This window comes from Stenotrophomonas sp. 71799_Sma (assembly GCF_056482505.1).
In genome coordinates, this window is the sequence record NZ_CM151202.1 from 2,137,042 (window position 1) to 2,163,502 (window position 26,461).

The window sequence follows — 26,461 nt, forward strand, 5'->3', positions numbered from 1 at the left end:
CGTCTTTTTGACTCCTGTTTGTGCGCGCCGTCGCGAAATGAGACGGCGCGATTGACGCCTCCCGCACTCGGCGTATCGTTAATGCACTACCTTGACGTCTGTTGTGGCTTGATCGGCGCCAGGGGGAGTGCGCATTGTGGAGAGTCCGCTTCACAATGTGATGACGATCATGAACCGGGACGCATGACACGGGAGTCAGGCCGATGCAGGGTGCGAGCGTTCGCAGCGGCAGGGTATCCTCGCCTGCTGATGATCCAGCATGGTCGAGAAACCAGGCAGAGTACGCGTTGAACATCGTCATTGTTGACGACCAGACGTCCGCCCGGACGATGCTGCGTCACGTCATCGAAGATATCGCGCCGGAACTGAGCGTGTATGACTTCGGTGATCCGCTGACCGCATTGGCCTGGTGTGAGGCGCATCCGGTCGACCTGCTGCTGCTCGATTACCGCATGCCGGAAATGGACGGGCTGGAGTTCGCCCGCCGTTTCCGTCGCCTGCCCAAGCATCGCGACATTCCCGTGATCCTGATCACCGTGGTCGGCGACGAGCCGATCCGTCAGGCGGCGCTGGAAGCGGGGGTCATCGACTTCCTGGTCAAGCCCATCCGTCCGCGCGAACTGCGCGCGCGCTGCTACAACCTGTTGCAGCTGCGCCAGCAGACCGAGAACGTGAAGCAACGCGCCTTGTCCCTGGAGCAGCGCTTGCTGGCCAGCATGCACGAGGTCGAGGAGCGCGAACGCGAGACCCTGTCGCGGTTGGCACGGGCGATCGAGTTCCGTGATGCCGGCACCAGTGCCTACCTCGAACGCATGGCGCGCGTGGCAGGGCTGATCGCCGAGCAGCTCGGCCTGCCCGAAGACGACGTGCGCCTGATCGAGATGGCCGCGCCGCTGCATGACATGGGCAAGATCGCCATTCCCGATGCAGTGCTGCTCAAGCAGGGCAAGCTCAACGACGAAGAACTGGCGATCATGCGGCGGCACCCGCGCATCGGCCATGAGCTGCTCAGTGGCAGCCAGAACCGCTTCATCCAGGTCGGCGCATTGATCGCACTGCGCCACCACGAACGTTACGACGGCAGCGGCTACCCGGATGGGCTGGTCGGTGAGGCGATTCCGCTGGAAGCGCGCATCGTCGCCGTGGCCGACGTCTTCGACGCACTCATCTCACCCCGTCCGTACAAGGAAGCATGGACCATGGAAGCCACACTGGCCTATCTGTATGCCCAGCGTGGCCGCCTGTTCGATCCACGCTGCGTGGATGCGCTTATGCGCGGCCACCAGCAGTTGATGGATATCTGCGCCCAGCACTCGACGGCATCGACGCGACCGGGTGGGTGACATGCAGGACCTGTTCGCACGCGTGAAGCGCCGGTTGGCGCAGCGTCCGGATTCGGAGCATGGCCAGGCGATCGTGCGGGTGGTGCTGATCTCGCTGATCCTGGTCTATGTGCTGCTGTCCGGTGCGCGCCTGCACCGTCTGGAGCAGTACCAGGGCGTGCTGGCGACGGTACTGACCGGATTGGGACTTTCGCTGCTGCTGTTCGGTTGGCTGCTGTGGAAGCCGGAGCGCTCCGATCCGCGGCGGGTGGCCGGGATGCTGGCCGATTACGGCCTGATCGCGGTCGGCATGATCCAGATGGGTGAGCCGCTGGCGTGGGTGTATGCGGTGGTGATGTGGGTCACGGTGGGCAACGGCCTGCGCTTCGGGCCGCGTTACCTGGCCGCGGCCATCGTGCTGGCGATGGTCAGTTTCGGCACCACCGTGCTGTTGACCCCTTACTGGCAGGCCAACCTGGGGCTGGCCATTTCCCTGTGGTTGGGGTTGCTGGCAGTACCGTTGTGCTGCTCTTCCCTGCTGCGCCGAAGGATGCGACATCCGACCATGGATACGACTCCCGCCGCTGGCTCCGACAAGCGCTCGCTGCTGGCCCGCTTCAAGCAGCGCCTGTCCGGGCGCGAGGACAGCGAGCACGCGCAGAACCTGATCCGCATCATCATCACGGCGCTGTTCATCAGCTATCTCGGCTGGCGCTCGCTGAGCGGCGGCGGTGAGGCATTGACTGCGACGTGGCTGATCCTCGCCTTCGAGCTGACCATTTCCGCCGGCCTGCTGACCGCGATCCTGGTTAATCCGGGTGTGTCGCATGTGCGCCGGGTGATCGGCATGCTGACCGACTACACCTGCATGGCCTGGATCATGACCATCCAGGGTGAGCCGGCGGCACCGCTGTATGCGGTGATGCTGTGGGTCACGATCGGCAACGGCATGCGCTACGGCAGCACCTACCTGCGCGTGGCCACGGCCATGGGCTGCCTGGCCTTCCTGTGCACGGTGATGCTGTCGCCCTACTGGCGCGGCCACGACTATCTGGGCTGGGGCCTGCTGCTGGGCCTGGGCGCGATTCCGCTGTACTTCGATTCGCTGCTGCATGCCTTGACCCGGGCGGTGGCAGAGGCGCGCCAGGCCAACGAAGCCAAGAGCCGTTTCCTGGCCAACATGAGCCATGAGTTCCGCACGCCGTTGAACGGGCTGGCCGGCATGACCGAAGTGCTGGCCACCACCCGCCTGGACGACGAACAGCGCGAGTGCCTGAACACCATCCAGGCCTCGACCCGCAGTCTGTTGGCGCTGGTGGAAGAGGTGCTGGACATCTCCGCGATCGAAGCCGGCAAGGTGCGCGTGGAGTGGCACGAGTTCGCGCTGGCCGACGTGCTGCAGGCGATCAACCTGATCCTGACCCCGCAGACCCGCTCCAAATCGCTGGACTATCGCGTGCAGGTGGATGACAACGTGCCGCCGCGCCTGCTGGGTGATGCCGGTCATCTGCAGCAGATCCTGCTCAATCTGATGGGTAACGCGGTCAAGTTCACCGACAGCGGCTACGTGCATCTGCGCGTGTCCAGCCCCGATGTGCTGGGTAGCGAGCGGATGCGCCTGCGATTCGAGATCGTCGACAGCGGCATCGGCGTACCGGTGGCGCTGCGCGGCCGGCTGTTCAATGCCTTCGAGCAGGGCGATGTCGGCCTGGCCCGCCGCCATGAAGGCACCGGTCTGGGCACCGCCATTGCCAAGGGCCTGGTCGAGTCGATGGGCGGGCAGGTCGGTTATGCGCCGAACAGCCCGCGCGGCAGCGTGTTCTGGGTCGAGATCACGCTGGACGTCGCAGACACCTCATCAGCCCCGGCGGTTCCGTCCGAGGTGGCTGAAGCCGGCAATGTCATCGCGTTTTCCAATCCCTTCCTGCGCCATCGTGCGCGGGTGCGCAGCCTGCGGGTGCTGGTGGCCGACGACCACGAAGCCAACCGCATGGTGCTGCAGCGGTTGCTGGAGAAGGCCGGCCACAAGGTCACCTGCGTCAATGGCGGCGCCGAAGTGCTCGATGCGTTGGAGCAGGCCAGTTACGACGCAGCGATCGTCGATCTGCACATGCCCGGCATGAGCGGACTGGACCTGCTCAAACAGTTGCGGGTGATGCAGGCCAGTGGCATGCCTTACGTTCCGGTCATGGTGCTGAGCGCGGACGTCACCCCCGAGTCCATCCTGCGTTGCGAGCAGGCCGGTGCCCGCGCCTTCCTTGCCAAGCCCGTGGTGGCCACCCGTCTGCTGGAAGTGCTGGCCGATGTCGCCGCCAATACCCGCGCCGAGTCCGGCATCCAGTCGGTGCCGGCATTGCCGGTTGGCGATGGCGTGCTCGATACCGCGGTGCTGGACGAGCTGGCGTCGCTGGGCATGGGCGATGGCTTCGAACGCAAGTTCATCGACCAGTGCCTGGCGGACGTCGACGCGAGCATGGGCCAGCTGCAGGGCTGCGGCGAGCGCCAGGCCTGGGAGGATTTCCGCGAGCACGCACACGCGCTGCGCGGTGTGGCGAGCAACCTGGGGCTTGTCCAGGTTGCCGCCTCCAGTGGCGAAATCATGCGCATGGCGGACTGGCAGCTGAAGGGTGAATGGAACGCCCGCCTCGGCAGCCTGGCGACCGCCCTGCGCAACGGCAGGAATGCGTTGGCTGCCCGTAGTGCGGGGGCATCGCACCGCGACGACAGCGAGCGCAGCCCGTCCTGACCCGCCAGACGGTCAGGCCGGGTCGCCATTGCGCCGGGCCTGCGCCCGTACCAGCCGATCCATGGTACGCAGGGACTTCTCGCCGAGCTGCATGGCGGTGTCCACCCAGATCTCGGTGATCCGCATCATTTCATGCAGCGGCACCATGGTGGCGATCTCGTTGACCTCACGCATCGCCGCCCACGCGTGCGGAATGCGCCGGCTTTCCTTGATCACCTGTTCGACCGCGGCAACGCCTTCGCCCACCGGCACCACGATGTCGACCAGGCCCATCTCCTTCAGCTGGCTGGCGGTGTAGAGGTTGCCTTCCAGCATGATCTTCTCGGCCAGGCGCGGGCTGATCCGCTGGCACAGGAAGGAGTAGGCGCCCATGCCCGGGAACAGGTCGAACAGCACCTCGGGCAGGCCCATCAACACGCCTTCCTCGGCGACGATGGTGTGGCAGCTCAGTGCGGCCTCGAAGCCGCCACCCAGTGCATTGCCCTGGACCAGGGCGATGCTGTGGGCACGGGTGCCCAGGCCGGCATGGAAGGCATGCACGCCGCGCACGCAGCGTTGGGCATAGTCGAGCAGGCGGGCGCGGTCGCCCTCGCGGATCAGGCGGCAGAACAGTTCGAGATCGCCACCCAGGTTGAACACGTCGCTGTCCGAGGCAAGAACGACATGGGGTGACAGAGCGTGCGAGGCGCTGAGGCGATCGCCTAGTTCGCGCTGGTAGTCGACGATGTCATCGACCAGACGCGAGGCGAAGCACGGCCGGCCCGGCTGGTTGACCAGGTTGGCGTGCATGTGGATCCAGTAGACATCCCGCTCGGGTTCTTCGGTGATACGCAGGGTAGGGTGCTGCGAGGGACGGGTGATGATGGGGCGTACTGCGGACATGGGAGTTCTCCGTGTGACCGTCCGGCCAACCGCAGAGCGGACGGAGAGGAGTGAGGGGGCGGGCTGAACGTGCGGCGGCGACTGATTCTATGCACCCGTCGTGAACCGCCCGCAAGCGCCGGGCCGGCCATGTTCCGGTAATAAAAAAGACCCCGCCGTCCCCGGCGGGGTCCCTGTACTCTCCCGTTGCCCGGAAACCCTTACTGGGCGGGCGTATCACGCAGCTCGCGACGGAGAATCTTGCCGACGTTGGTCTTCGGCAGCTCCTTTCGGAATTCTACGATTCTGGGGTGCTTGTAACCGGTCAGGTTTGCCCGCGCATGTTCCTTGACCATTTCCGCGGTCAGGTTCGGGTCCTTCTTCACGATCACGACCTTGACCACTTCGCCGGACTTCTCGTCCGGGACACCGACGGCGGCGACTTCCAGCACGCCCGGCATCATCGCGATGACGTCTTCGACCTCATTCGGGTACACGTTGAAGCCGGACACCAGGATCATGTCCTTCTTGCGGTCGACGATGTAGAAGAAGCCCTGTTCGTCCATCTTCGCCATGTCGCCGGTGTGCAGCCAGCCGTCCGCATCGATGGCGGTGGCGGTTTCTTCCGGACGCTGCCAGTAGCCCTTCATCACCTGCGGGCCCTTGATGCACAGCTCGCCCACTTCGCCCAGCGCCAGGATGTTGCCGTTGTCGTCCTTGATGCAGGCATCGGTAGACGGGATCGGCAGGCCGATGGCACCGTTGTACTCGGGCAGGGTGAGCGGATTGATGCAGGCCGCGGGCGAGGTCTCGGTCAGGCCATAGGCTTCGACCAGGGTCACGCCGGTGACCTTCTTCCAGCGTTCGGCCACGGCACGTTGCACCGCCATGCCGCCGCCCAGGGTGAACTTGACCGAAGAGAAGTCGATCTCGTCGAAGCCCGGGGTGTTGAGCAGGCCGTTGAACAGCGTGTTGACGCCGGTGATGGCAGTGAAGCGGGTGCCCTTGAGCTCCTTGACGAAGCCCTTCATGTCGCGTGGGTTGGTGATCAGGTGGTTGCAGCCACCGAACTTCATGAAGACCAGGCCGTTCGCGGTCAACGCGAAGATGTGGTACAGCGGCAGGGCAGTGATGATCACTTCCTTGCCCGGCTCGATGCCGGAGGTGGACAGCCACGCTGACGCCTGCTGCATGTTGGCGATCAGGTTGCGGTTGGTCAGCATCGCACCCTTGGCCACGCCGGTGGTCCCGCCGGTGTACTGCAGGAAGGCAATGTCGTCGTGGTCGATCTCGACCGGCGGAAGCGCGTGGCGGCTGCCCAGCTTGAGCGCCTGCTTGAAGCGGACGGCGCCCTTGATGTGGTAGTTGGGCACCATCTTCTTGATGTACTTCAGCACGAAGTTGACGATCGCGCCCTTGGCGCCGAGCAGGTCGCCCAGGCCGGTGGTGACCACGTGCTTGACCGGTGTATCGGCGATGACCTGTTCGACGGTGTCGCCGAAGTTGTCGACCACCACCAGGGCACTGACGCCGGCATCAACCAGCTGGTGCTTGAGTTCGCGCGCGGTGTACAGCGGGTTGACGTTGACCACGGTCAGGCCGGCGCGCAGCACGCCGAAGGTGGCCACCGGGTACTGCAGGCAGTTGGGCATCATCAGGGCGACGCGGTCACCCTTCTTGAGCTTGAGCTCACCCAGCAGGTAGGCGGCGAACTGGGTGACCAGCGCGTCCGTCTCACCATAGGTGAGGACCTTGCCGAAGCTGGAGTAGGCGGGACGGTCGCGGAATTTCGCGACGGAAGCGTCGAAGACCGAGGCGACCGAATGGAATTCGTTGACGTCGATTTCGGCGGGAACGCCTTTCGGATAGCTCTGCAGCCAGGGACGATCCAGACTCATATTCCCCCTCCAGGAATCGTGATGTTTTAGGTTACGGCCCTGAGCGTATCGACAATGGCCGTTCATTGCAGCATACCCCGCCGTAGGGAAAACGCGAAGAGGGGTCGCGGAGGCTGCAGTGGTAGGTGCCGACCTTGGTCGGCACAGGATTGCGAGGGGGCGCTGTGGAGGCGTGCCCACCAAGGTGGGCACCTACCGATTAGGGGTGTGCGTCTGCCGAAGGGTCGCTTGCGTCAGCCCTGCTTGCGTACCGGTGCGCCGTTGGCCTTGTAGTACGGCGCGGTGCTGCGGGCCAGCGGGGTGCGGCCACGGATCACGTCGGCCAGCTTCTCGGCCATCATGATGGTTGGTGCGTTGAGGTTGCCGGTCACCACCTGCGGCATGATCGAGGCATCGACGATGCGCAGGCCTTCCAGCCCGTGCACGCGGCCCTGGCCGTCGACCACCGCCATCGGGTCATCGGCATGGCCCATCTTGTTCGAGCACGACGGGTGGTAGGCGGTCTCGGCATGCTCGCGGACGAACGCATCGATCTGCGCATCGGTCTGCAGTGCGCTGCCCGGCGAGATCTCGCGGCCGCTGTACGGAGCCAGTGCCGGCTGCGCGAAGATCTCGCGGGTGATGCGGATCGCCGCGCGGAACTCGCGCCAGTCCTGGTCGTGCGACATGTAGTTGAACAGGATGCTCGGATGTTCGCGCGGATCCTTCGAACGCACGTGGATGCGGCCGCGGCTGGGCGAGCGCATCGAACCGACGTGCATCTGGAAGCTGTGTGCCTTGATCGGGTTGGAGCCGTTGTAATTGATCGCCACCGGCAGGAAGTGATACTGCAGGTTCGGCCAGTCGAATTCGGCGTCGCTGCGGATGAAGCCACCGGCCTCGAACTGGTTGCTGGCGCCGATGCCGGTGCCCAGGAACAGCCACTCGGCACCGATGGCCGGCTGGTTGTACAGCTTCAGAGCCGGGGCCAGCGAGACGGGCTTCTTGCACTCGTACTGCAGGTACATCTCCAGGTGATCCTGCAGGTTGGCGCCGACGCCCGGCAGGTGGTGCACCAGGTCGATGTCCAGGCTGCGCAGCAGGTCGGCAGGGCCGACGCCCGAGCGCTGCAGGATCTGCGGCGAGGCGATGGCGCCGCCACACAGCAGCACTTCGCGGCGGGCGGTGGCACGCTGCGGCTGGTCGTTGTGCAGCCACTGCACGCCCACCGCACGCTTGCCCGAGAACAGGATGCGGTCGGTCAGCGCGTGGGTGACGATGGTCAGGTTCGGGCGCGGCTTGGCCAGGTCCAGGTAGCCACGGGCGGTGCTGGAACGACGGCCCTTCGGGGTCACCGTGCGGTCCATCGGGCCGAAGCCTTCCTGCTGGTAGCCGTTGAGGTCGTCGGTGCGCGGGTAGCCGGCCTGCACGCCGGCCTCGACCATCGCGGCGAACAGCTCGTTGTTGCCGGCCTTCGGCGTGGTCACGCGCAGCGGACCTTCGCCACCGTGGTAGTCGTTGGGGCCGATGTCACGGGTTTCGGCCTTGCGGAAGTACGGCAGGCAGTCCAGGTAGGTCCAGTCTTCCAGGCCGGGCATGCTGGCCCAGTTGTCGTAGTCCATCGCGTTGCCGCGGATGTAGCACATGCCGTTGATCAGCGACGAGCCACCCAGCCCCTTGCCACGGCCGCAGTCCATGCGGCGGTTGTTCATGAAGGGCTCGGGATCGGTCTTGTACGCCCAGTTGTAGCGCTTGCCCTGCAGCGGGAAGGCCAGTGCCGCCGGCATCTGGGTACGGAAGTCGAGCCGGTAGTCCGGGCCACCGGCTTCCAGCAGCAGCACGCTGACATCGGCATCTTCGGTGAGGCGGGTGGCCAGCACGTTGCCGGCCGAACCGGCGCCGATGATGATGTAGTCGTACTCGTTATGGGTGCTCATGGGTGTCTCCTGCAGGCCGGGGCGCGCTGCATGCAGGCGTCCCGGCGGAATGTCGGATCGGCGCAGTGGCCGGACGAAGGTGCGCGCTCGGGGCGCGCCGATCAGAACACGCTGGCGTAGTCGCCCAGTTCCACCTGCACCGACTTGATGCGGGTGTAGTGGCCGAGGGTGGAGAGGCCGTTCTCACGGCCGACGCCGGATTCCTTGTAACCGCCGACCGGCATTTCGGCCGGCGATTCGCCCCAGGTGTTGATCCAGCAGATGCCGGCTTCCAGGCGGTGGATGATGCGATGGGCGCGGCTGACGTCCTTGCTGACCACACCGGCGGCGAGGCCGAAGGTGGTGTCGTTGGCTCGACGCACCACTTCGTCTTCGTCGTCGTAGGCGAGGATGCTCATCACCGGCCCGAAGATCTCTTCCTTGACGATGGTCATGTCATCGCGGCAGTCGGAGAACACGGTCGGCAGCACGTAGGCGCCATTGGCCAGCGCGCCTTCGGTGGCACGGCCGCCGCCGGTCAGCAGGCGAGCGCCTTCGGCCTTGCCGCTTTCGATGTAGCGCAGCACGTTTTCCATGTGCGGGAAGCTGGTCAGCGGGCCGAAGTTGGTCTCGGCGGCCATCGGGTCGCCGATGCGGATGCGCTTGACGCGCTCGACCACGGCGGCTTCGAACGCGGCCAGCATGCTGCGCGGCACGAACACGCGGGTGCCGTTGGTGCAGACCTGGCCAGAGCTGAAGAAGTTGGCCATCACCGCGATGTCGGCTGCGCGGTCCAGATCGGCGTCATCGCAGATCACCAGCGGCGACTTGCCGCCCAGCTCCATGGTCACTTCCTTCAGCGACGAGGAGGCGGCGCTGGCCATCACCTTCTTGCCGGTGGCGACGCCGCCGGTGAAGGAGATCTTCTCGATCACCGGGTGCTCGGTCAGCCACTGGCCGATCTCGCGGCCCGGGCCCTGCACGACGTTGAACACGCCGGCCGGCACACCGGCTTCGGTGTAGATCTCGGCCAGCCGGATCGCTGTCAGCGGGGTCACTTCGGACGGCTTGAACACCATCGCGTTGCCGGCGGCCAGGGCCGGGGCCGACTTCCACATGGCGATCTGGATCGGGTAGTTCCAGGCGCCGATGCCGGCGACCACGCCCAGCGGCTCGCGGCGGGTGTAGAAGAAGCTCGATTCGCGCAGCGGCAGCTGGATGCCTTCGATGGCGGTGGCCAGGCCGGCGTAGTACTCGACCACGTCGGCGCCGGTGACGATGTCCACGGTGGTGGTTTCGGCCAGCGCCTTGCCGGTGTCCAGGGTTTCCAGGTGGGCCAGTTCGTCGTTGCGCTCGCGCAGGATCTCGACGGCGCGGCGCAGGATGCGCGAACGCTCCATGGCAGTCATCGCCGCCCACACCTTCTGGCCTTCGGCCGCGCTCTGCACGGCGCGTTCGACATCGGCCTGGCTGGCGACCTGCACTTCAGCGATCACGTCACCGGTGGCCGGGTTCACGGTCTTGAAGGTCTTGCCGCTGGTGGCATCGACGCGCTGGCCGTGGATGTAGAGCTGTTGGACGGGCAGGGTGGTCATGGGGCGTACTCCTTGGAAGGGGGCGGATGCTGCAACGCTTATAGCGCGGCAGCCTGCAACTGGAAGTCGATGTAGCCGTAAGCGATGCGCCGGGACTTCTCGGCATTGAACTGGCCGCCGACCAGGCTGCCGCGCAGCCACAGGCCGTCGATCATCGCGGCCAGGCCACGGGCGGCCAGGCGGGCCTGCGTGTGGGGCAGCAGGCGGTTGAACTGGTGGCACAGGTTGGAGAACAGGCGCTGGTCGTTGGCGCGCTGCAGGCGGGCCAGTTCCGGCTGGTGCATGCTCGCGGCCCAGAAGGTCAGCCAGACGCGCATCGCGGTGCCGTTGATCTGGCTGTCGTCGAAGTTGCCATCGACGATGGCGCGCAGCTGCTCGCGCGGGTCGTCGCCAGCGTCGGCACGGTATCGGGCGACCGCGTCCTTCAGTTCACGCAGGATCTGCCGCATTGCAGCATTGAGCAGGCCGTCCTTGTCGCCGAAGTAGTGGGCGACGATGCCGCTGGACAGCCCTGCTTTCTTCGCGATGGTGGCGACGGTCGCATCGGCCATGCCGATCTCGTCGATGGTCTGGAAAGTGGCCCGGATCAGCTGTTCGCGCCGTACCGGTTCCACGCCTTTCTTCGGCATTGTCTCTCCACGGATTGCGACCCGAAGGATCGGGCTGCCCGCCATTATGCTTTTTATTGATTGAACGTTCAATCAATAAACCCTAGGATGCGCTCGCGCCCCACGCCATGGGCCCGGTTTACCGGTCCGGCCCCGCCCATGTGCCCCCTCGGACTTGATGAGACGACCCCATGTCTTCCCTGGCTCATCCCAAGCGTTCGCCCCTGCGCTTGAACCGTTTTGTCTTCTTCAGCTCTTCGGTGTCGATCGGCATCCTCGGGCTGCTCACCGTTCTTTATCCCGAAAGCAGCGAGCACTGGCTGCAGTGGGCGCAGGCCGAAGTCTCGGCGGCGTTCGGCTGGTGGTACATGCTGCTGATCGTGCTGTGCCTGGGCTTCGTGCTGTGGCTGGCGTTCTCACCGTATGGCCGCATCCGCCTGGGCCACAACGAGGAATCACCGGCCTTCGGTTACGTGGCCTGGGTGTCGATGCTGTTCTCGGCCGGCATCGGCATCGCGCTGCTGTACTACGGCGCCTACGAGCCGCTGGACCATTTCCTCAATCCGCCCGGGCAGCCCGGCGGTACCGTGGCCGCCGGCCGCGAGGCGATGGTGCTGACCTTCCTGCACTGGGGCCTGCACGGCTGGGCGCTGTATGCGCTGGTCGGCGTGGCGCTGGGCTATTTCGCCTACCGCCGCGACCTGCCGCTGGCGCTGCGCTCGGCGCTGTACCCGATCTTCGGTGAGCGCATCCATGGCCGCATCGGCGACATGGTCGATGGCTTCGGCATCCTTGCCACGCTGATCTCGATGGTGACCAACCTCGGCATCGGCGCGCTGGTGGTGCAGTCCGGCCTGGTCTACCTGTTCCACATTCCGGATACGCCGCAGGTGCTGGTGGCAATCGTGCTGGTGATGATGGTGGTGGCCACCATCGGCGTGGTGGCGGGTGTGGAGAAGGGCATTGCCTGGCTCTCCAACCTCAACGTGCGCCTGCTGTGCGGCCTGCTGCTGTTCGTGCTGGTCACCGGCCCGACCCTGCACCTGTTCGATGGTCTGATCCAGAACACCGGCGATTATCTCGGCGCATTCGTGCGCAAGAGCTTCGACATGTACCTCAACGACCCGAAGGGCCGTGAGTGGATGGGCTCGTGGACGCTGTTCTACTGGGCGTGGTGGATCGCCTGGGCGCCGTTCGTCGGTCTTTTCGTGGCGCGCATCTCGCGTGGCCGCACCATCCGTGAAGTGATCATGGGCGTCCTGCTGATCCCGCTCGGCTTCACCCTGGCGTGGCTGTCGATCTTCGGCAACACGGCTATCGACCTGGTGCTCAACCACGGCCAGGCGATCCTGGGTGACGTGGCCCAGCATGATGCGGCGATGACGCTGTTCAAGCTGCTGGAGTACCTGCCCGCCGCGCCGTACGTGGCCGGCGCCGCAGTGGTGATCGGCTTCGTGCTGTTCCTGACTCCGGTCGATTCGGGCACGCTGATGATCGCCAACCTGTGCACGCGTCGCGTCGATGATGGCGTGGAGGACGGCCATGACGCGCCGATCTGGCTGCGCGTGTTCTGGGCAGCCGGCATCACCGTGGCCAGCGTCGGCCTGCTGCTGGCCGGCAACTTCAGTGCGATGCAGACCGCGGTGGTGCTGTGCGGCCTGCCGTTCTCGTTCACCCTGGCGTTCTACATGTGGGGCCTGCTGAAGGCACTGCGCACCGACCCGGACGCACCGCGCCGGTGATCGGGCACCTGGCATCTATCCCGATGCCGTCGGTGACGCAGTAGAGCCAGGCCATGCCTGGCTGCGGAGAAACAGGAAGGGCCGGATCCGCGAGGATCCGGCCCTTCTTCTTGTTGTAGAGCCGAGCCATGCTCGGCTGATGCTGTGGCAATGTAGCCGAGCGCAGGCTCGGCTCTACAGGTGACGCGTTACTTGCTGGCCAGCTGGCGCAGCACGTACTGCAGCAGGCCGCCATGGCGGAAGTACTCGACTTCCTTCGGGGTCAGCAGCATCACCGAGACTTCGAAGGTCTTCTTGGTGCCGTCAGCCTTGGTCGCGGTGACCGTGGCGCGCTTGCTGGCACCGTCCTGCAGGCCGGTGATGTCGATCACTTCCGAACCGTCCAGGCCCAGGCTCTGTGCGTTCTCGCCGTTGCGGAACTGCAGCGGCAGCACGCCCATGCCGACCAGGTTGGAGCGGTGGATGCGCTCAAAGCTCTCGGCCACGACCGCCTTCACCCCCAGCAGCAGGGTGCCCTTGGCCGCCCAGTCACGCGACGAACCGGTGCCGTATTCCTTGCCGGCCAGCACTACCAGCGGCACCTTGTCGGCTTTGTACTTCATGGCTGCATCGTAGATCGCCAGCTTTTCCGGCTGGCCGCCGCCGGCCGGGTAGTACAGGGTGTTGCCGCCTTCCTCGCCACCGAACATCAGGTTCTTGATGCGGATGTTGGCGAAGGTGCCGCGGACCATCACGTCATCGTTGCCGCGGCGGCTGCCGTAGCTGTTGAAGTCGGCCGGCTGCACGCCGCGCTCCTGCAGGAAGCGGCCTGCAGGCGAGTCCTTCTTGATGTTGCCGGCCGGGGAGATGTGGTCGGTGGTGATCGAATCACCGAACAGGCCCATCACGCGTGCACCGTGCACATCGTCGATGCTGCCGGTCTGCATGGTCATGCCATCGAAGTACGGCGGGTTCTTGATGTAGGTGGAGGCATCGCTCCACTCGTACAGGTTGCCGTCCGGCGAAGCGATGGTGTTCCAGCGGGTATCGCCCTTGAACACATCGGCGTAGTTCTGCTTGAACATCTCCGGGCCGATGGTGGCGGCGATGACGTCGCCGATTTCCTTGTTGCTCGGCCAGATGTCGCGCAGGAACACCGGCTGGCCATCGCTGCCGGTACCCAGCGGCTGGGTGGTCAGGTCGATGTCGGTGGTGCCGGCGATGGCATAGGCCACCACCAGCGGCGGGCTGGCCAGGTAGTTCATCTTCACTTCGGGGTGCACGCGGCCCTCGAAGTTGCGGTTGCCGGACAGCACCGAGGTGACCACCAGATCGCCGGTGGCGATGCCGGCGCTGACTTCGGTCGGCAGCGGGCCGGAGTTGCCGATGCAGGTGGTGCAGCCGTAGCCGACCACGTAGAAGCCGATCTTCTCCAGCTCCTTCAGTACGCCGGCCTTTTCCAGGTAATCGGTGACCACGCGCGAACCTGGGCCGAGCGAGGTCTTCACCCACGGCTGGCGGTTCAGGCCCTTGGCGGCCGCGTTGCGGGCCAACAGGCCCGCGCCGATCATCACCGCCGGGTTGGAGGTGTTGGTGCACGAGGTGATGGCCGCGATGACCACCGCGCCGTCCTTCAGGCGGACCTTGCGGCCTTCGGTTTCGATGTCGGCGTAGCCCTTGGCCAGCTGCTCGTTGCCGACCGCGGCACCGCCGCCTTCGTTGACGAACGAGGAGACATCGTCGCTGCGCTTGTCACGGTTGGTGGTCAGGCCAACCAGGGCTTCGCGGTAGTTCTTCTGCACGTCTTCCAGCAGCACACGGTCCTGCGGACGCTTCGGGCCGGCCAGCGACGGCTTCACCGTGCCCATGTCCAGTTCCAGCGTGGTGCTGTACTGCGCGTGCGGGCTGCCCGGTTCGTGCCACAGGCCCTGCGCCTTGGCATAGGCTTCAACCAGATCGATCTGCTCTTCGCTGCGGCCGGACAGGCGCAGGTAGTTCAGCGACTCGGCGTCGATCGGGAAGATGCCGCAGGTGGCGCCGTATTCCGGCGCCATGTTGCCAATGGTGGCGCGGTCGGCCAGCGGCAGGTGCTGCAGGCCGTCACCGTAGAACTCGACGAACTTGCCGACCACGCCCAGCTTGCGCAGCATCTGGGTGACGGTCAGCACCAGGTCGGTGGCGGTGGCGCCCTCGGGCAGCTTGCCGGTCAGCTTGAAGCCGACCACCTGCGGGATCAGCATCGACGACGGCTGGCCGAGCATGGCCGCCTCCGCTTCGATGCCGCCCACGCCCCAGCCCAGCACGCCGATGCCGTTGATCATCGTGGTGTGGCTGTCGGTACCGAACACGGTATCGGGGTAGGCGACCGCCTTGCCGTCCTTGTCCGCCGTCATCACCACGCGGGCCAGGTTCTCCAGGTTCACCTGGTGGACGATGCCGGTGTTCGGCGGCACTACCTTGAAGTTGTCGAAGGCCTTCTGGCCCCAGCGCAGGAAGCCGTAGCGTTCCTGGTTGCGCTGGAACTCGATCTTGCCGTTGAGGTCCAGCGCGTCCGGCTTGCCGAACACGTCGACCTGCACCGAGTGGTCGATGACCAGTTCGGAGGGAATCTGCGGGTTGATCTGCTCAGGCGAGCCGCCGAGCTTGACCACCGCGTCGCGCATCGCGGCGAGGTCGACCACGCAGGGCACGCCGGTGAAGTCCTGCAGGACCACGCGCGCCGGCATGAAGGCGATTTCGGTGTCCGGCTCGGCCGCCGGGTTCCAGCGGGCCACGGCTTCGATGTGGTCCTTGCCGACGGTGATGCCGCCGTCCTCGTGCCGGAGCAGGTTCTCCAGCAGGATCTTCATCGAGTAGGGCAGGTGGGAGATATCGAAGCGCTGGCCCAGCGTGGGCAGGCTGAAGTAGTCGTAGGTCTTGCCGCCGACGTTCAGCTGGCTGCGGGTGGAGAACGAATCGCTCATGCGGGGTAACTCCTTCTTGCGGATGGCTTGCAGTGGCCCGCGCATGGGCGGACCTGCTTGCGGTCGCCGCGGGCCTGACGGCCCCGGTGGTCCCAGTATGAACCCCAGACTGAATGGATTCATCCGGGCCGGGTTCCGGCCTGCGGCATCGGTTCCAGACTACAGGGGAAGGTGTATGGCGTATGTCACGTTTGTGGCCGATCCTTTGCGAGGCAAGGGCTGGCGGGTTGCCGGTCCTGTTCAGGGTGGAAGTATGCCCGGGGAAGTATGTATAATTTGTGCATACTCTGGAGGGCCTACCGATGGAAGCCACTGTTGCAGAACGCGGACAGATCACCCTGCCCAAGGCGGTGCGTGATGCCCTCGGCCTGACCAAGGGCACGCTGCTGAAGGTCGAGCTGGACGGCAGCCGCATCATCCTGCGCAAGAGTGTTGACGATGCCATTTCACGGGCGCGCGGCAAGTTCGCGCTGGACGGTTTCGAGTCGTCCGACGCAGCGGTACGTGCGGTGCGTGACGAGGAATAAGCCGTGATGATCGCCGTCGACTCTCCGGTGCTGGTCGAGCTGCTCAGCAATGGTCCGCAGGCCGATGCCGTGGAAGCCATCCTCAGGCAGAGCCTGGTCGGTGGCCGCGTGGTGGTCTGCGGCGCGACCCTGGCCGAGGTCTGCGCATCGCTGCGTGGCGGTGCCGAGGTGCTCGAAGCGCTGGAAGAAATGGGCGTGCACTTCAACCCGATGGAAGCCAAGTCGGCGCTGCGCGCCGGCGAGATGCACCGCCGTCACCGCCAGCGCAGCGGCAGTCGCCGCAGCCTGGACGAATTCATGGTCGGCGCCCATGCACTGCTGCAGTGCGATGGCCTGATCACCTGGAACGACACGTTTTACCGCGACTACTTCAAGGGCCTGAAGCTGATCGTGCCGCAAGCCTGAGCCCATTTTGTTTTTTCAACCTACGCATTACCCGGGAGTTGTCATGTTGGAAGCCTACCGCCACCACGTCGCCGAGCGCGCTGCGCTTGGCATCCCGCCGCTGCCGCTGAGCGCGCAGCAGACGGCCGATGTCATCGAACTGCTGAAGAACCCGCCGCAGGGCGAGGCCGAGTTCCTGCTCGACCTGCTGACCCACCGCGTGCCGGCCGGCGTCGATGACGCGGCGAAGGTCAAGGCCTCGTACCTGGCGGCGATCGCCCTGGGCAGCGAGCAGAACCCGCTGATCAGCCGTGAGCGCGCCACCGAACTGCTGGGCACCATGCTCGGCGGTTACAACGTTGCCCCGCTGGTGCAGCTGCTGGACGACGCCAGCGTCGGCACCATCGCCGCCAACGGTCTGAAGAAGACCCTGCTGGTGTTTGATGCCTTCCACGATGTGCAGGAAAAGGCCAAGGCCGGCAATGCCAACGCCCAGTCCGTGCTGCAGAGCTGGGCCGACGCCGAGTGGTTCACCAGCAACCCGGAAGTGCCGCAGAGCCTGACCGTCACCGTGTTCAAGGTGCCGGGCGAAACCAACACCGACGACCTGTCGCCGGCGCCGGACGCAACCACCCGCCCGGACATTCCGATGCACGCCCTGGCGATGCTGAAGAACAAGCGCGACGACGCGCCGTTTACCCCGGAAGAGGACGGCAAGCGCGGCCCGATCCAGCAGATCCTGTCGCTGAAGGACAAGGGTCACCTGGTCGCCTACGTCGGCGACGTGGTCGGCACCGGTTCCTCGCGCAAGTCGGCCACCAACAGCGTGCTGTGGTGGACCGGTGATGACATTCCGTTCATCCCGAACAAGCGCGCCGGTGGCGTCTGCCTGGGTTCGAAGATCGCCCCGATCTTCTACAACACCATGGAAGATGCCGGTGCACTGCCGATCGAGCTGGACGTGTCGAAGATGGAGCACGGCGATGTCGTCGAGCTGCGTCCGTACGAAGGCAAGGCGCTGAAGAACGGTGAAGTGATCGCCGAGTTCCAGGTCAAGTCCGAAGTGCTGTTCGACGAAGTGCGCGCCGGTGGCCGCATTCCGCTGATCATCGGCCGTGGCCTGACCGGCAAGGCGCGTGAAGCGCTGGGCCTGGCCCCGACCGATCTGTTCCGCCTGCCGGTGCAGCCGGTCGATACCGGCAAGGGCTTCTCGCTGGCGCAGAAGATGGTCGGCCGCGCCTGTGGCCTGCCGGAAGGCCAGGGCATGCGCCCGGGCACCTACTGCGAACCGAAGATGACCTCGGTCGGCTCGCAGGACACCACCGGCCCGATGACCCGTGACGAGCTGAAGGACCTGGCCTGCCTGGGCTTCTCGGCCGACCTGGTGATGCAGTCGTTCTGCCACACCGCCGCTTACCCGAAGCCGGTGGACGTGAAGACCCACCACACCCTGCCGGAGTTCATCTCCACCCGTGGCGGCGTCTCGCTGCGCCCCGGCGACGGCGTGATCCACAGCTGGCTCAACCGCATGCTGCTGCCGGACACCGTCGGCACCGGTGGTGACTCGCACACCCGTTTCCCGGTGGGCATTTCGTTCCCGGCCGGTTCGGGCCTGGTTGCCTTCGCCGCTGCCACCGGCGTGATGCCGCTGGACATGCCGGAGTCGGTGCTGGTGCGCTTCAAGGGCAAGATGCAGCCGGGCGTGACCCTGCGTGACCTGGTCAACGCGATTCCGCTGTACGCGATCAAGTCGGGCCTGCTGACCGTGGCCAAGGCTGGCAAGAAGAACATCTTCTCCGGTCGCATCCTGGAAATCGAAGGCCTGCCGGAGCTGAAGGTCGAACAGGCGTTCGAACTGTCCGACGCCTCGGCCGAGCGTTCGGCGGCCGGTTGCTCGGTGCGCCTGAACAAGGAGCCGATCATCGAGTACCTCAACAGCAACATCACCCTGCTGAAGTGGATGATCGCCGAGGGTTACCAGGACCCGCGTTCGCTGCAGCGCCGTATCGAGAAGATGGAAGCGTGGCTGGCCAACCCGGAGCTGCTGGAGCCGGATGCCGATGCCGAATACGCTGCCGTCATCGAGATCGACCTGGCCGACATCCACGAGCCGATCGTGGCCTGCCCGAACGACCCGGACGACGTGAAGACCCTGTCCGAAGTGGCCGGCGCCAAGATCGACGAAGTGTTCATCGGTTCATGCATGACCAACATCGGTCACTTCCGCGCGGCCGCCAAGCTGCTGGAAGGCAAGCGTGACCTGCCGACCCGCCTGTGGGTGGCCCCGCCGACCAAGATGGATGCCTCGGAGCTGACCAAGGAAGGCGTGTACGGCACCTTCGGCGCCACCGGTGCACGCATGGAAATGCCGGGCTGCTCGCTGTGCATGGGCAACCAGGCGCAGATCCGCGAAGGTTCCACCGCGATGTCGACCTCGACCCGCAACTTCCCGAACCGCCTGGGCCGCAACACCAACGTGTACCTGGGTTCGGCGGAACTGGCGGCGATCTGCTCGCGTCTGGGCCGCATCCCGACCAAGGAGGAGTACATGGCGGACATCGGCGTGATCAACGCCAATGGTGCGGAGATCTACCGCTACATGAACTTCGACCAGATCGAGGAATACCAGGACGTGGCCAAGACGGTCGCCGCCTGATGCGGTAACGAAAAGCCCCCGGCTCGCGCCGGGGGTTTTTTTGTGGGCCGACGACGCATGGTAGTGCCGGCCGCTGGCCGGCAACCCGTTGAAACGAAGAAGCCCCGGTGAAAGCCGGGGTTTTTTTTGTTGCCTGATGGCCTGTAGCACCGAGTCCATGCTTGGCTGCTGTTCGCGCCATGCGCGATGAGTCGAGCGTGGCTCGACTCTACAACGGCATCCACGCATGGCGTGGATCTACTGCAAGCGGAGTCCTTGAGCCGGGGCGCGCAATCAGCCGCGCGCCAGCGCCAGCAACCGTTCCGCAATCCGTTCCAGCGGCACCTGTTCCTCGGCGGCGCCGAGCTTGAACGCGGCACCGGGCATGCCCCAGACCACGCTGCTGGCCTCGTCCTGCACCAGCGTCGGGGCGCCGGCCTGACGCATCTCTAGCAGGCCGCGTGCACCGTCATCGCCCATGCCGGTGAGAATGGCACCGATGGCGTTGCCGCCGGCGTTCTGCGCGACCGAGCGGAACAGCACATCCACCGCGGGCTTGTGCCGGTTCACGGCCGGGCCGTCGTCGACCCGGCAGCGCCAGCGCGCACCGTCGCGGATGATCCGCAGATGCTTGCCACCCGGTGGCAGGTAGGCGTGGCCGGGCAGCACCGCTTCACCGTCGCTGGCCTCACGCACTGCCATGGCGGAATGGCGATCCAGTCGTTCGGCGAAAGCCGTGCTGAAGCTGGCCGGCAGGTGCTGGGTCATCACCACGGCCGGGCCGTCGGCGGGCATGCCTTCCAGCACTACACGCAGGGCCTCGGTGCCACCGGCCGATGAGCCGATCGCGATCAGCCGGTCGGTGGTGCGGAACTGGGGCGTGGCGGGACGCGTCGCTGGGGAGGCGTCCAGCAGGAGCTTCGGTGCGGCAGCGCGCACCAGCGGGCGAACGCGCGAACGCGCCGCCATCTTCACTTTGGCGATGATCTCGTCGGCGTAGCCCTGCAGGCCCCGCGCAACGTCCAGCTTCGGCTTGGAGACGAAATCCACCGCGCCCAGCGCCAACGCCTGCAGGGTGGTGTCGGCGCCGCGTTCGGTCAGCGAGGAGATCATCACCACCGGCAGCGGGTGCAGGCGCATCAGGTTTTCCAGGAACGCCAGGCCGTCCATGCGCGGCATTTCCACGTCCAGCGTGATCACGTCCGGGGCCAGGCGCTTGATCTTCTCGCGCGCCAGCAGCGGGTCGGCGGCGGTGCCGACCACGTCGATGGACGGATCGCTGGACAGGATTTCCGTGAGCATCTGGCGCACGACGGCGGAGTCGTCGACGATCAGGACCCGGCAGGGGGCGTTGCCGGTCAGGGTCATTCGAACAGCTCCACGCCGCCGGTGACCGGGGCCTTGGACAGGCGTGCACGCACGGCCGATTCGGTCGCAGCCACTTCGGCTTCATGGGCATGCGGCAGACGCTGCACCACCACGCGGCCGGTATCGGCGAAGAACCAGATCTTGCGCGGATGGATGCCGCACAGGTCTTCGGCGATGATCGGAATGTGCTCGGCCTGCAGGTACTGGCGCACGAACTCGGCGTTGCGGGTGCCGACCGGATTGCTGGTGAACCCCTTGAGCACGTTGGCGCCGCCGAACACCTTGGCCTCGATGCGCTTGCGGTGCGCGCCGCGCTTGAGCATGTCGTTGATCAGCAGTTCCATCGCGTAGCTGCCGTAGCGCGCGGGTGCGCCATCGCCGGCGTTGCCTTCGGGCAGCAGGAAGTGGTTCATGCCGCCGATCTTCAGCACCGGGTCGCGCAGGCAGGCGGCCACGCAGGAGCCGAGTGTAGTGGTCAGCGCGGTGGTGTCGTCGACCACCAGGTACTGGGTCGGCAGCAGCTTGGCCGCAATGGTCTTGAAGCGCGCGTCCTGGTAACGCATCACATCATCGGTACGCAGCGATGCGTTCATGCGCCGGCCTTTGCCGCACGGCGGTACAGGGTGCGTCCGCAGGGCTGGATCAGGTCGGCGGCGTGCAGGTAGTTCTCCGAGTGGCCGGTGTAGAGCAGGCCATCGTCGGACAGGTGCTGTACCAGCCGGCCGAGGATCGCGCGCTGGGTCGGCTTGTCGAAGTAGATCATCACGTTGCGGCAGAACAGTGCATCGAACGGGCCGCCGACGTCGTAGCGCGGGGCAAGCAGGTTCAATGGGCGGAACTCGATCAGCTCGCGCAGCGCCGGCAGCACGCGGCACTGGCCCTCGTTGGGGCCGCTGCCGCGCTGGAAGTAGCGGCGGCGCAGGTCCGGGTCGAGGCTGGTGACGCGGTCGATGTTGTAGACGCCACGGCCGGCCGTGGCCAGCACCTGGGTATCGACGTCGGTGGCGATGATGCGTACCGGTGGCTTCAGGGTGCCGAAGGCTTCGCAGGCGGTGATCGCCATCGAGTAGGGCTCTTCGCCGGTGGACGCCGCGCAGGACCACAGCAGCAGCGGCGTGCGGCTGGCGCGCTGCTGCAGCTCCTCGCGCAGCTTGTCGAAGTGGTGCGGTTCGCGGAAGAACGAGGTCAGGTTGGTGGTCAGGGCGTTGGTGAACGCCTGCCATTCGTCACCGTCTTCCTGCTCCAGATGGTCCAGATACTGCTGGAAGCTGCGCATGCCCAGCGTGCGCAGGCGGCGCGACAGGCGGCCATAGACCATGTCGCGTTTTGCCGGGGCGAGGGCGATGCCCACGCGCTGGTAGATCAGGTCGCAGACGCGGCGGAAATCACGGTCGGCGAACTCGAATTCGCGCGGGCCGGTGACGATGGGAGTAGGACTTTGCACGGGGGACGTGTCCATCGGCAGAGGCGGCGGCCGAAGCCGCCGCGGGTGGGTCTCAGAATTCCTGCCAGTCGCTGTCGCTGGCGACGAAGGTGCTGGCGTTGCTGCTGCGGCGGACCGGTGCTGGCGTCGGAGCCGGCCGCGGACGCGCCACGGCGGCGGCAACATGCACCGGCTCGACACGCGCGGCCACTGCCTTCATCGCGGCCGAGACCTGGTTGTCCAGGCGGAAGATCGCCACGGCGTCGGCCAGCTGGCCAGCCTGTTCTTCCATCGCACGTGCGGCGGCGGTGGCTTCTTCCACCAGCGCAGCATTCTGCTGGGTGGTTTCGTCCATCTGCACCACGGTCTGGTTGACCTGCTCGATGCCAGCCGACTGCTCCTGCGAAGCCGCGGAGATCTCGGCCATGATGTCGGTCACGCGCTGCACCGAGGCGACGATCTCGCCCATGGTGCTACCGGCCTGGTGCACAAGGCTGGAGCCTTCGGCGACCTTGCCGACCGAATCATCGATCAGGCCCTTGATCTCCTTGGCCGCGGCGGCCGAGCGCTGGGCGAGGGTACGCACTTCGCTGGCGACCACGGCGAAGCCGCGGCCCTGTTCGCCGGCACGTGCGGCTTCCACTGCGGCGTTCAGCGCCAGGATGTTGGTCTGGAAGGCGATGCCGTCGATGACCGAGATGATCTCGGCGATCTTCTTCGACGAAGCTTCGATGGCCGACATGGTGTTGACCACCTGGCCGACCACGCTGCCGCCTTGGGAAGCAACACCCTGCGCGCCGATCGCCAGCTGATTGGCCTGGCGGGCGTGCTCGGCGTTCTGGCGCACGGTGGAGGTCAGTTCCTCCATTGACGCGGCGGTTTCTTCCAGATTGGCGGCCTGCTGCTCGGTACGGCGCGACAGGTCACTGTTGCCCGAGGCGATCTCACCGGCGGCCAGGGTGATGCTGCCGGCGCTGGCCTGGATCTGGCCGACGATCTGGGTCAGCTGGGTGACGGTGGTGTTGGCGTCGTCCCGCATGCGTGCGAACACGCCCTGGTAGTCGCCGTGCATGCGCGCGGTCAGGTCGCCTTCGGCGATGGCCGACAGCAGCTGCGAGAGCTTGCCGAGGTTGTCATCGCTGACCGCCATCATCGCGTTGAGGTTTTCCAGCATCAGGCGGAAATCGTGATCGAAGCGCTGCGCGTCGCCACGGCGGCTGAAGTCGCCTGCGGCGGCGGCACTGGCCAGCTGCTTGATCTCGGCGTTGATGCGGCCGAGGTTGGCCTTGACCGTGTCGACGGTGGTGGTCATCGCGGCCTTCTCGCCGGGGTAGCGCGCGACGTCGCGGCTCAGATCGCCCACCGCGTACTGCTGCACCACGTCCAGCACATCGTGCAGGGTCTGCACGTGGCCGCCGACCAGAGCATTGGTTTCCTGCACCATCAGCCCGTACTCGCCGGGGAAGGCGCTGGCATCGATGCGGTAGCTCAGTTCGCCGCCGTCGTGGCGACGCGCCATCTCGCGCTGGCCGCTGATCACCGCGTGCAGCTGCTGCTGCATGCCGGACATGGCGTCCAGCAGGCGGCCGGTCTCGTCATGCGGCTGCGGGCCGATGTGGCTGTCCAGCTTGCCGCGGGCGATACCCTCGGCGACGGCCGTTGCCTGCTTCAGCGGTACGGCGATGCGGTTGCCGATGAGCCAGCTCAGGGCCAGCACGATCAGTACCAGCACGCCACCGGAGACGGCCATGATGGCGGTGAACACCAGTGCCTGCTTCTGCACGTCGTCCATGTAGACGCCACTGCTGACCACCCAGTTCCAGGGCGCGAACAGGCCGGCGTAAGCCACCTTCTCGACCTCGCCCTTGCTGCCGGGCTTGGCCCAGCGGTAGTTGACGAAGCCGCCACCGGCCTTGGCTGCTTCCACCTGGTCGTAGTAGATGCGCACGCCGTCGTCGGTGCGGAAGTCCTTCATGTCCTTGCCGACCAGGTCCTTGCGGAACGGGTGCATCAGCAGGCGGTAGCCGGTGTCGTAGATGTTGAAGTAGTAGGCATCGTTATCGGCGCGCATCACTTCCAGCGCCTGCAGGGCGGCGGCCTTGGCAGCGTCCTCGCTGAGCTCGCCGGTACCGGCCAGGCGATGGTAGTGCTGGAGGATGCCGTAGCTGAGTTCGACCTGGGTCTTCAGCGCGGTCTTGCGGGTCTCGGTCAGGTCGAGGTACTGCATGCGGGCGGCGATCACCGAGAGCGCGATCACGCCAAGCGCGATGAGCAGCGTCAGCAGGTTGAGCTTGCGCCGGACGGAGAGGTTGCTGAAGTAGTGTTGCCAGCGATGCATGAGATTCATCGAGCAGGACCAGGTCGAAGCGGGCGGGCGGCGCCGTGCCGATCACAGCGGGACAAGCGGTGACAACCCCGTTATCGGCCGCGCGGGCGGGGGATTGAGGTGCGGTGTCCGAACGTATTCAGGTTTCCTTGCAGCGGCGGCTGCGGCGCTGCCTGCGGCAGGCTTTTGAAGCAACAGCAACAGCAACAGCAACAGCAACGGCGGTTGGTCGGCTCTGAATTTTCAGTGGGTGGCTGGATCGGGGTGGGCTGGCGGGACACGCCGTAAACCCGTCCTTGAAGTGACCCCCGAGACTTGGACGGGGTCAGGCGGCCGATTGGGCCTGCTCCCGGTACTTTATCGGGCTCAGACCTTTCAGTTTCAGTTTGATGCGCTCTTCGTTGTAGTACTGGATGTATTCCACCAGCCCAGCCTCCAGACTCTCGAGGCTGTCAAAGCTGTTCAGGTAGAAGAACTCCGACTTCAGCGTTCCAAAGAAGCTCTCCATCGCCGCATTGTCCAGGCAGTTGCCGCGCCGGGACATGCTTTGCTTCAACGAGTGCTTTTCCAGCATATGCCGGTAGTTTTCATGCTGGTACTGCCAGCCCTGGTCGGAGTGGATCATGGGGCGCTCATCCGGGGAAAGCTTCTTGATGGCCTCCTCCAGCATTTGACCCACCAGATCAAATACGGGCCGACGCTTGATCTGATAAGCCACGATTTCACCGTTGTAGAGGTCCATGATCGGCGACAGGTACAGCTTCATGCCCTGCACCTTGAACTCGGTCACGTCAGTCACCCACTTCTGGTTGGGCCGCTCGGCATGGAACTGGCGATTGAGGTCATTGCCAACCACAACATTGGCCGCCCCCTTGAAGGCCTGGTAGCGCTTCACACGCACCCGCGATTTCAGTCCCATCTCCCCCATCAGGCGCTGAACCCGCTTGTGATTGGTCCGATGACCCTGATTGGCTAATTCCAGCGTCACCGTGCGATAGCCATAGCGCCCTTGGCTTTGATCGTAGATTGCACGGATGCGCTCGCACAGGGCTGCCTCATCCTGATCCGGATGGGCCAGGACATGGTTCTGGTAATAGAACGTACTGCGTGACAGCTCAGCTGCTTCGAGCAGAAGCGACAGCGTATGAACCTGCCTCAATCCTTGGACGGCTTGCGCTTTGCGTCCTGCGCCGCCTGCTCTTCCCGGATCAAGGCATCGAGTTTTTTTAGGTAGTCGGTCTCCGCACGCAGATAGGCGACTTCCTTGAGCAGCTCATCGCGGCTCATATCCTCAGGTGGCTTGGACGAACGGGTCTTTTTCATCGGCTTTCGGGGCGGCGGCGGAGGGGGTGCCAACGCTTGGGCACCGCCTTGAGCATACAGGCGCCGCCATCGTCCCACCGCGCCGGCATCGCCAATTTGAAAGTAGGTGGTGGCCTCCCGCCCGGACAAGCCGTCCTGGCTCATCTTCTCCAGGACAGCCAGTTTGAACGGGAGGTCATAGGACCGGGCCTGGCGATGAAATCCCCGCCTACCATGCAGCCGATAGGTCGCCACCCAGCGCCTGACCGTGGAGAACTCCAGGCCGTGGCGACGGGCAATGGCTTTGACCGATGTGGAGGTCTTGCAGGCCTCTTTGGCGACCTGCAGTTTGAAACGCGCGTCGTATTTGTTCATGTATCCCTCGGGGTTGGATCTGGTGTCCAACTCCCGGGGGTCACTTCACCTTGGGGGCTCGATGGCGCCATCCATGGCGCCAACGGTCCCGCCAGCCCACCCCGACCCAGCCCTCTCGGCATTCCTGTGACGGACGGCAAGAGCGTTGGCCTTCCAAGTGGGAAGAGGGGGCAGATCCGTTTTCCTGCGGAAAGCGAATCTGAACCCGGAAGCGGTGCTGTTGCTCTTGCTCTTCTTTCTTCAATCCGGGGTGGACGCGCACGGAAACTGTCCGTGGCCGGGAGGGTGGGCTGCGCAGGGGCGTGAGCCGCATGGATGCGGCGACCGAGCTTACATGGACGTACTTGCAGCGGCCCCTGCGCAGCCCACCCTCCCGGCCAACCCTCAGTAGCCACGCGCCTACCGCGACCACCCCGAGGGGCTTCGCCGTTGGCTGGATATCCAGATACCCCGTAAACAAAAACGCCCCAGCGCAGGGCCAGGGCGTTCTCGTACATCAGGTCAGGCAGGCA

The 26,461-nt window shown here is 65.5% G+C and carries 17 protein-coding genes; 6 read left to right on the forward strand and 11 right to left on the reverse strand.

Going from position 1 to position 26,461, the window contains the following annotated elements:
- The first annotated feature begins 203 nt into the window (after positions 1-203).
- A complete protein-coding gene (gene rpfG / locus ACZK4Z_RS09945; RefSeq protein ID WP_006364528.1) occupies positions 204-1,343 on the forward strand; it encodes a cyclic di-GMP phosphodiesterase response regulator RpfG in 1,140 nt (379 codons plus the stop codon).
- 1 nt (position 1,344) lies between these two features.
- Complete coding sequence (locus tag ACZK4Z_RS09950) at positions 1,345-4,068, forward strand: response regulator (RefSeq protein WP_080291828.1); 2,724 nt, start codon at positions 1,345-1,347, stop codon at positions 4,066-4,068.
- Positions 4,069-4,080: 12 nt separating this feature from the next.
- Here the strand turns inward: ACZK4Z_RS09950 and rpfF are convergent, their stop codons facing one another.
- The 5 genes from rpfF to betI form a co-directional block, all read right to left on the reverse strand.
- Positions 4,081-4,950, reverse strand: a complete 870-nt coding sequence (gene rpfF, locus ACZK4Z_RS09955; protein ID WP_012480080.1) for a diffusible signal factor synthase RpfF — start codon at positions 4,948-4,950, stop codon at positions 4,081-4,083.
- A 200-nt stretch (positions 4,951-5,150) separates the two neighbouring features.
- Positions 5,151-6,827, reverse strand: coding sequence for a long-chain fatty acid--CoA ligase (locus tag ACZK4Z_RS09960; RefSeq protein WP_032129834.1), 1,677 nt, complete (start codon positions 6,825-6,827; stop codon positions 5,151-5,153).
- Between the two features lie 233 nt (positions 6,828-7,060).
- Positions 7,061-8,743 (reverse strand): choline dehydrogenase, encoded by a 1,683-nt coding sequence (gene betA, locus ACZK4Z_RS09965; RefSeq protein ID WP_014037074.1) that lies wholly within the window; start codon positions 8,741-8,743, stop codon positions 7,061-7,063.
- A gap of 101 nt (positions 8,744-8,844) precedes the next feature.
- Positions 8,845-10,317, reverse strand: a complete 1,473-nt coding sequence (gene betB / locus ACZK4Z_RS09970) for a betaine-aldehyde dehydrogenase (protein ID WP_049463408.1) — start codon at positions 10,315-10,317, stop codon at positions 8,845-8,847.
- A 38-nt stretch (positions 10,318-10,355) separates the two neighbouring features.
- The gene (betI, locus tag ACZK4Z_RS09975; protein ID WP_049463410.1) at positions 10,356-10,946 is read right to left on the reverse strand and encodes a transcriptional regulator BetI; all 591 of its coding nucleotides are present in this window, start codon (positions 10,944-10,946) and stop codon (positions 10,356-10,358) included.
- Positions 10,947-11,116: 170 nt separating this feature from the next.
- Here betI and ACZK4Z_RS09980 point away from each other — a divergent pair, with 170 nt between their 5' ends.
- Positions 11,117-12,667: a BCCT family transporter gene (locus ACZK4Z_RS09980; protein ID WP_032129837.1), complete on the forward strand. Its 1,551-nt coding sequence runs from the start codon at positions 11,117-11,119 to the stop codon at positions 12,665-12,667.
- Between the two features lie 188 nt (positions 12,668-12,855).
- Here ACZK4Z_RS09980 and acnA read toward each other — a convergent pair whose 3' ends face one another.
- Positions 12,856-15,609: an aconitate hydratase AcnA gene (gene acnA / locus ACZK4Z_RS09985; RefSeq protein ID WP_125895862.1), complete on the reverse strand. Its 2,754-nt coding sequence runs from the start codon at positions 15,607-15,609 to the stop codon at positions 12,856-12,858.
- A gap of 302 nt (positions 15,610-15,911) precedes the next feature.
- On the opposite strand from acnA, the gene ACZK4Z_RS09990 reads away from it, so the two are divergent.
- The 3 genes from ACZK4Z_RS09990 to acnB are packed head-to-tail and all read left to right on the forward strand — an operon-like array spanning position 15,912 to position 19,176.
- Entirely contained in the window at positions 15,912-16,136 is a 225-nt protein-coding gene (locus ACZK4Z_RS09990; RefSeq protein WP_005409505.1) for an AbrB/MazE/SpoVT family DNA-binding domain-containing protein, read from the forward strand.
- 6 nt (positions 16,137-16,142) lie between these two features.
- Positions 16,143-16,541: a type II toxin-antitoxin system VapC family toxin gene (locus ACZK4Z_RS09995; RefSeq protein ID WP_008267153.1), complete on the forward strand. Its 399-nt coding sequence runs from the start codon at positions 16,143-16,145 to the stop codon at positions 16,539-16,541.
- A 43-nt stretch (positions 16,542-16,584) separates the two neighbouring features.
- Positions 16,585-19,176, forward strand: a complete 2,592-nt coding sequence (gene acnB / locus ACZK4Z_RS10000; RefSeq protein WP_125895861.1) for a bifunctional aconitate hydratase 2/2-methylisocitrate dehydratase — start codon at positions 16,585-16,587, stop codon at positions 19,174-19,176.
- A 273-nt stretch (positions 19,177-19,449) separates the two neighbouring features.
- Here acnB and ACZK4Z_RS10005 read toward each other — a convergent pair whose 3' ends face one another.
- The 5 genes from ACZK4Z_RS10005 to ACZK4Z_RS10025 all read right to left on the reverse strand — a co-directional run bounded on the left by ACZK4Z_RS10005 (position 19,450) and on the right by ACZK4Z_RS10025 (position 25,949).
- A complete protein-coding gene (locus ACZK4Z_RS10005; RefSeq protein WP_125895860.1) occupies positions 19,450-20,523 on the reverse strand; it encodes a protein-glutamate methylesterase/protein-glutamine glutaminase in 1,074 nt (357 codons plus the stop codon).
- Complete coding sequence (gene cheD, locus ACZK4Z_RS10010) at positions 20,520-21,116, reverse strand: chemoreceptor glutamine deamidase CheD (protein WP_008264676.1); 597 nt, start codon at positions 21,114-21,116, stop codon at positions 20,520-20,522. Before cheD ends, ACZK4Z_RS10005 begins: the two co-directional genes overlap by 4 nt.
- Entirely contained in the window at positions 21,113-21,982 is an 870-nt protein-coding gene (locus ACZK4Z_RS10015; RefSeq protein WP_088025867.1) for a CheR family methyltransferase, read from the reverse strand. Before ACZK4Z_RS10015 ends, cheD begins: the two co-directional genes overlap by 4 nt.
- Before the next feature lie 37 nt (positions 21,983-22,019).
- On the reverse strand, positions 22,020-24,293 hold the full coding sequence (locus tag ACZK4Z_RS10020) for a methyl-accepting chemotaxis protein (RefSeq protein WP_125895858.1): 2,274 nt from the start codon (positions 24,291-24,293) through the stop codon (positions 22,020-22,022).
- A 304-nt stretch (positions 24,294-24,597) separates the two neighbouring features.
- A protein-coding gene (locus ACZK4Z_RS10025; protein WP_132810585.1) for an IS3-like element ISStma2 family transposase occupies positions 24,598-25,949 on the reverse strand; the annotation gives its coding sequence in 2 pieces (ribosomal slippage) (positions 24,598-25,502 and positions 25,502-25,949; 1,353 coding nt in all).
- Positions 25,950-26,461: the final 512 nt, after the last annotated feature.

Excerpts from the sequence above, each read along its gene's own strand:
- rpfG (WP_006364528.1), top strand. The coding sequence starts at position 204 with ATGCAGGGTGCGAGCGTTCGCAGCGGCAGGGTATCCTCGCCTGCTGAT.
- ACZK4Z_RS09950 (WP_080291828.1), top strand. The coding sequence starts at position 1,345 with ATGCAGGACCTGTTCGCACGCGTGAAGCGCCGGTTGGCGCAGCGTCCG.
- rpfF (WP_012480080.1), bottom strand. The coding sequence starts at position 4,950 with ATGTCCGCAGTACGCCCCATCATCACCCGTCCCTCGCAGCACCCTACC.
- ACZK4Z_RS09960 (WP_032129834.1), bottom strand. The coding sequence starts at position 6,827 with ATGAGTCTGGATCGTCCCTGGCTGCAGAGCTATCCGAAAGGCGTTCCC.
- betA (WP_014037074.1), bottom strand. The coding sequence starts at position 8,743 with ATGAGCACCCATAACGAGTACGACTACATCATCATCGGCGCCGGTTCG.
- betB (WP_049463408.1), bottom strand. The coding sequence starts at position 10,317 with ATGACCACCCTGCCCGTCCAACAGCTCTACATCCACGGCCAGCGCGTC.
- betI (WP_049463410.1), bottom strand. The coding sequence starts at position 10,946 with ATGCCGAAGAAAGGCGTGGAACCGGTACGGCGCGAACAGCTGATCCGG.
- ACZK4Z_RS09980 (WP_032129837.1), top strand. The coding sequence starts at position 11,117 with ATGTCTTCCCTGGCTCATCCCAAGCGTTCGCCCCTGCGCTTGAACCGT.
- acnA (WP_125895862.1), bottom strand. The coding sequence starts at position 15,609 with ATGAGCGATTCGTTCTCCACCCGCAGCCAGCTGAACGTCGGCGGCAAG.
- ACZK4Z_RS09990 (WP_005409505.1), top strand. The coding sequence starts at position 15,912 with ATGGAAGCCACTGTTGCAGAACGCGGACAGATCACCCTGCCCAAGGCG.
- ACZK4Z_RS09995 (WP_008267153.1), top strand. The coding sequence starts at position 16,143 with ATGATCGCCGTCGACTCTCCGGTGCTGGTCGAGCTGCTCAGCAATGGT.
- acnB (WP_125895861.1), top strand. The coding sequence starts at position 16,585 with ATGTTGGAAGCCTACCGCCACCACGTCGCCGAGCGCGCTGCGCTTGGC.
- ACZK4Z_RS10005 (WP_125895860.1), bottom strand. The coding sequence starts at position 20,523 with ATGACCCTGACCGGCAACGCCCCCTGCCGGGTCCTGATCGTCGACGAC.
- cheD (WP_008264676.1), bottom strand. The coding sequence starts at position 21,116 with ATGAACGCATCGCTGCGTACCGATGATGTGATGCGTTACCAGGACGCG.
- ACZK4Z_RS10015 (WP_088025867.1), bottom strand. The coding sequence starts at position 21,982 with ATGGACACGTCCCCCGTGCAAAGTCCTACTCCCATCGTCACCGGCCCG.
- ACZK4Z_RS10020 (WP_125895858.1), bottom strand. The coding sequence starts at position 24,293 with ATGAATCTCATGCATCGCTGGCAACACTACTTCAGCAACCTCTCCGTC.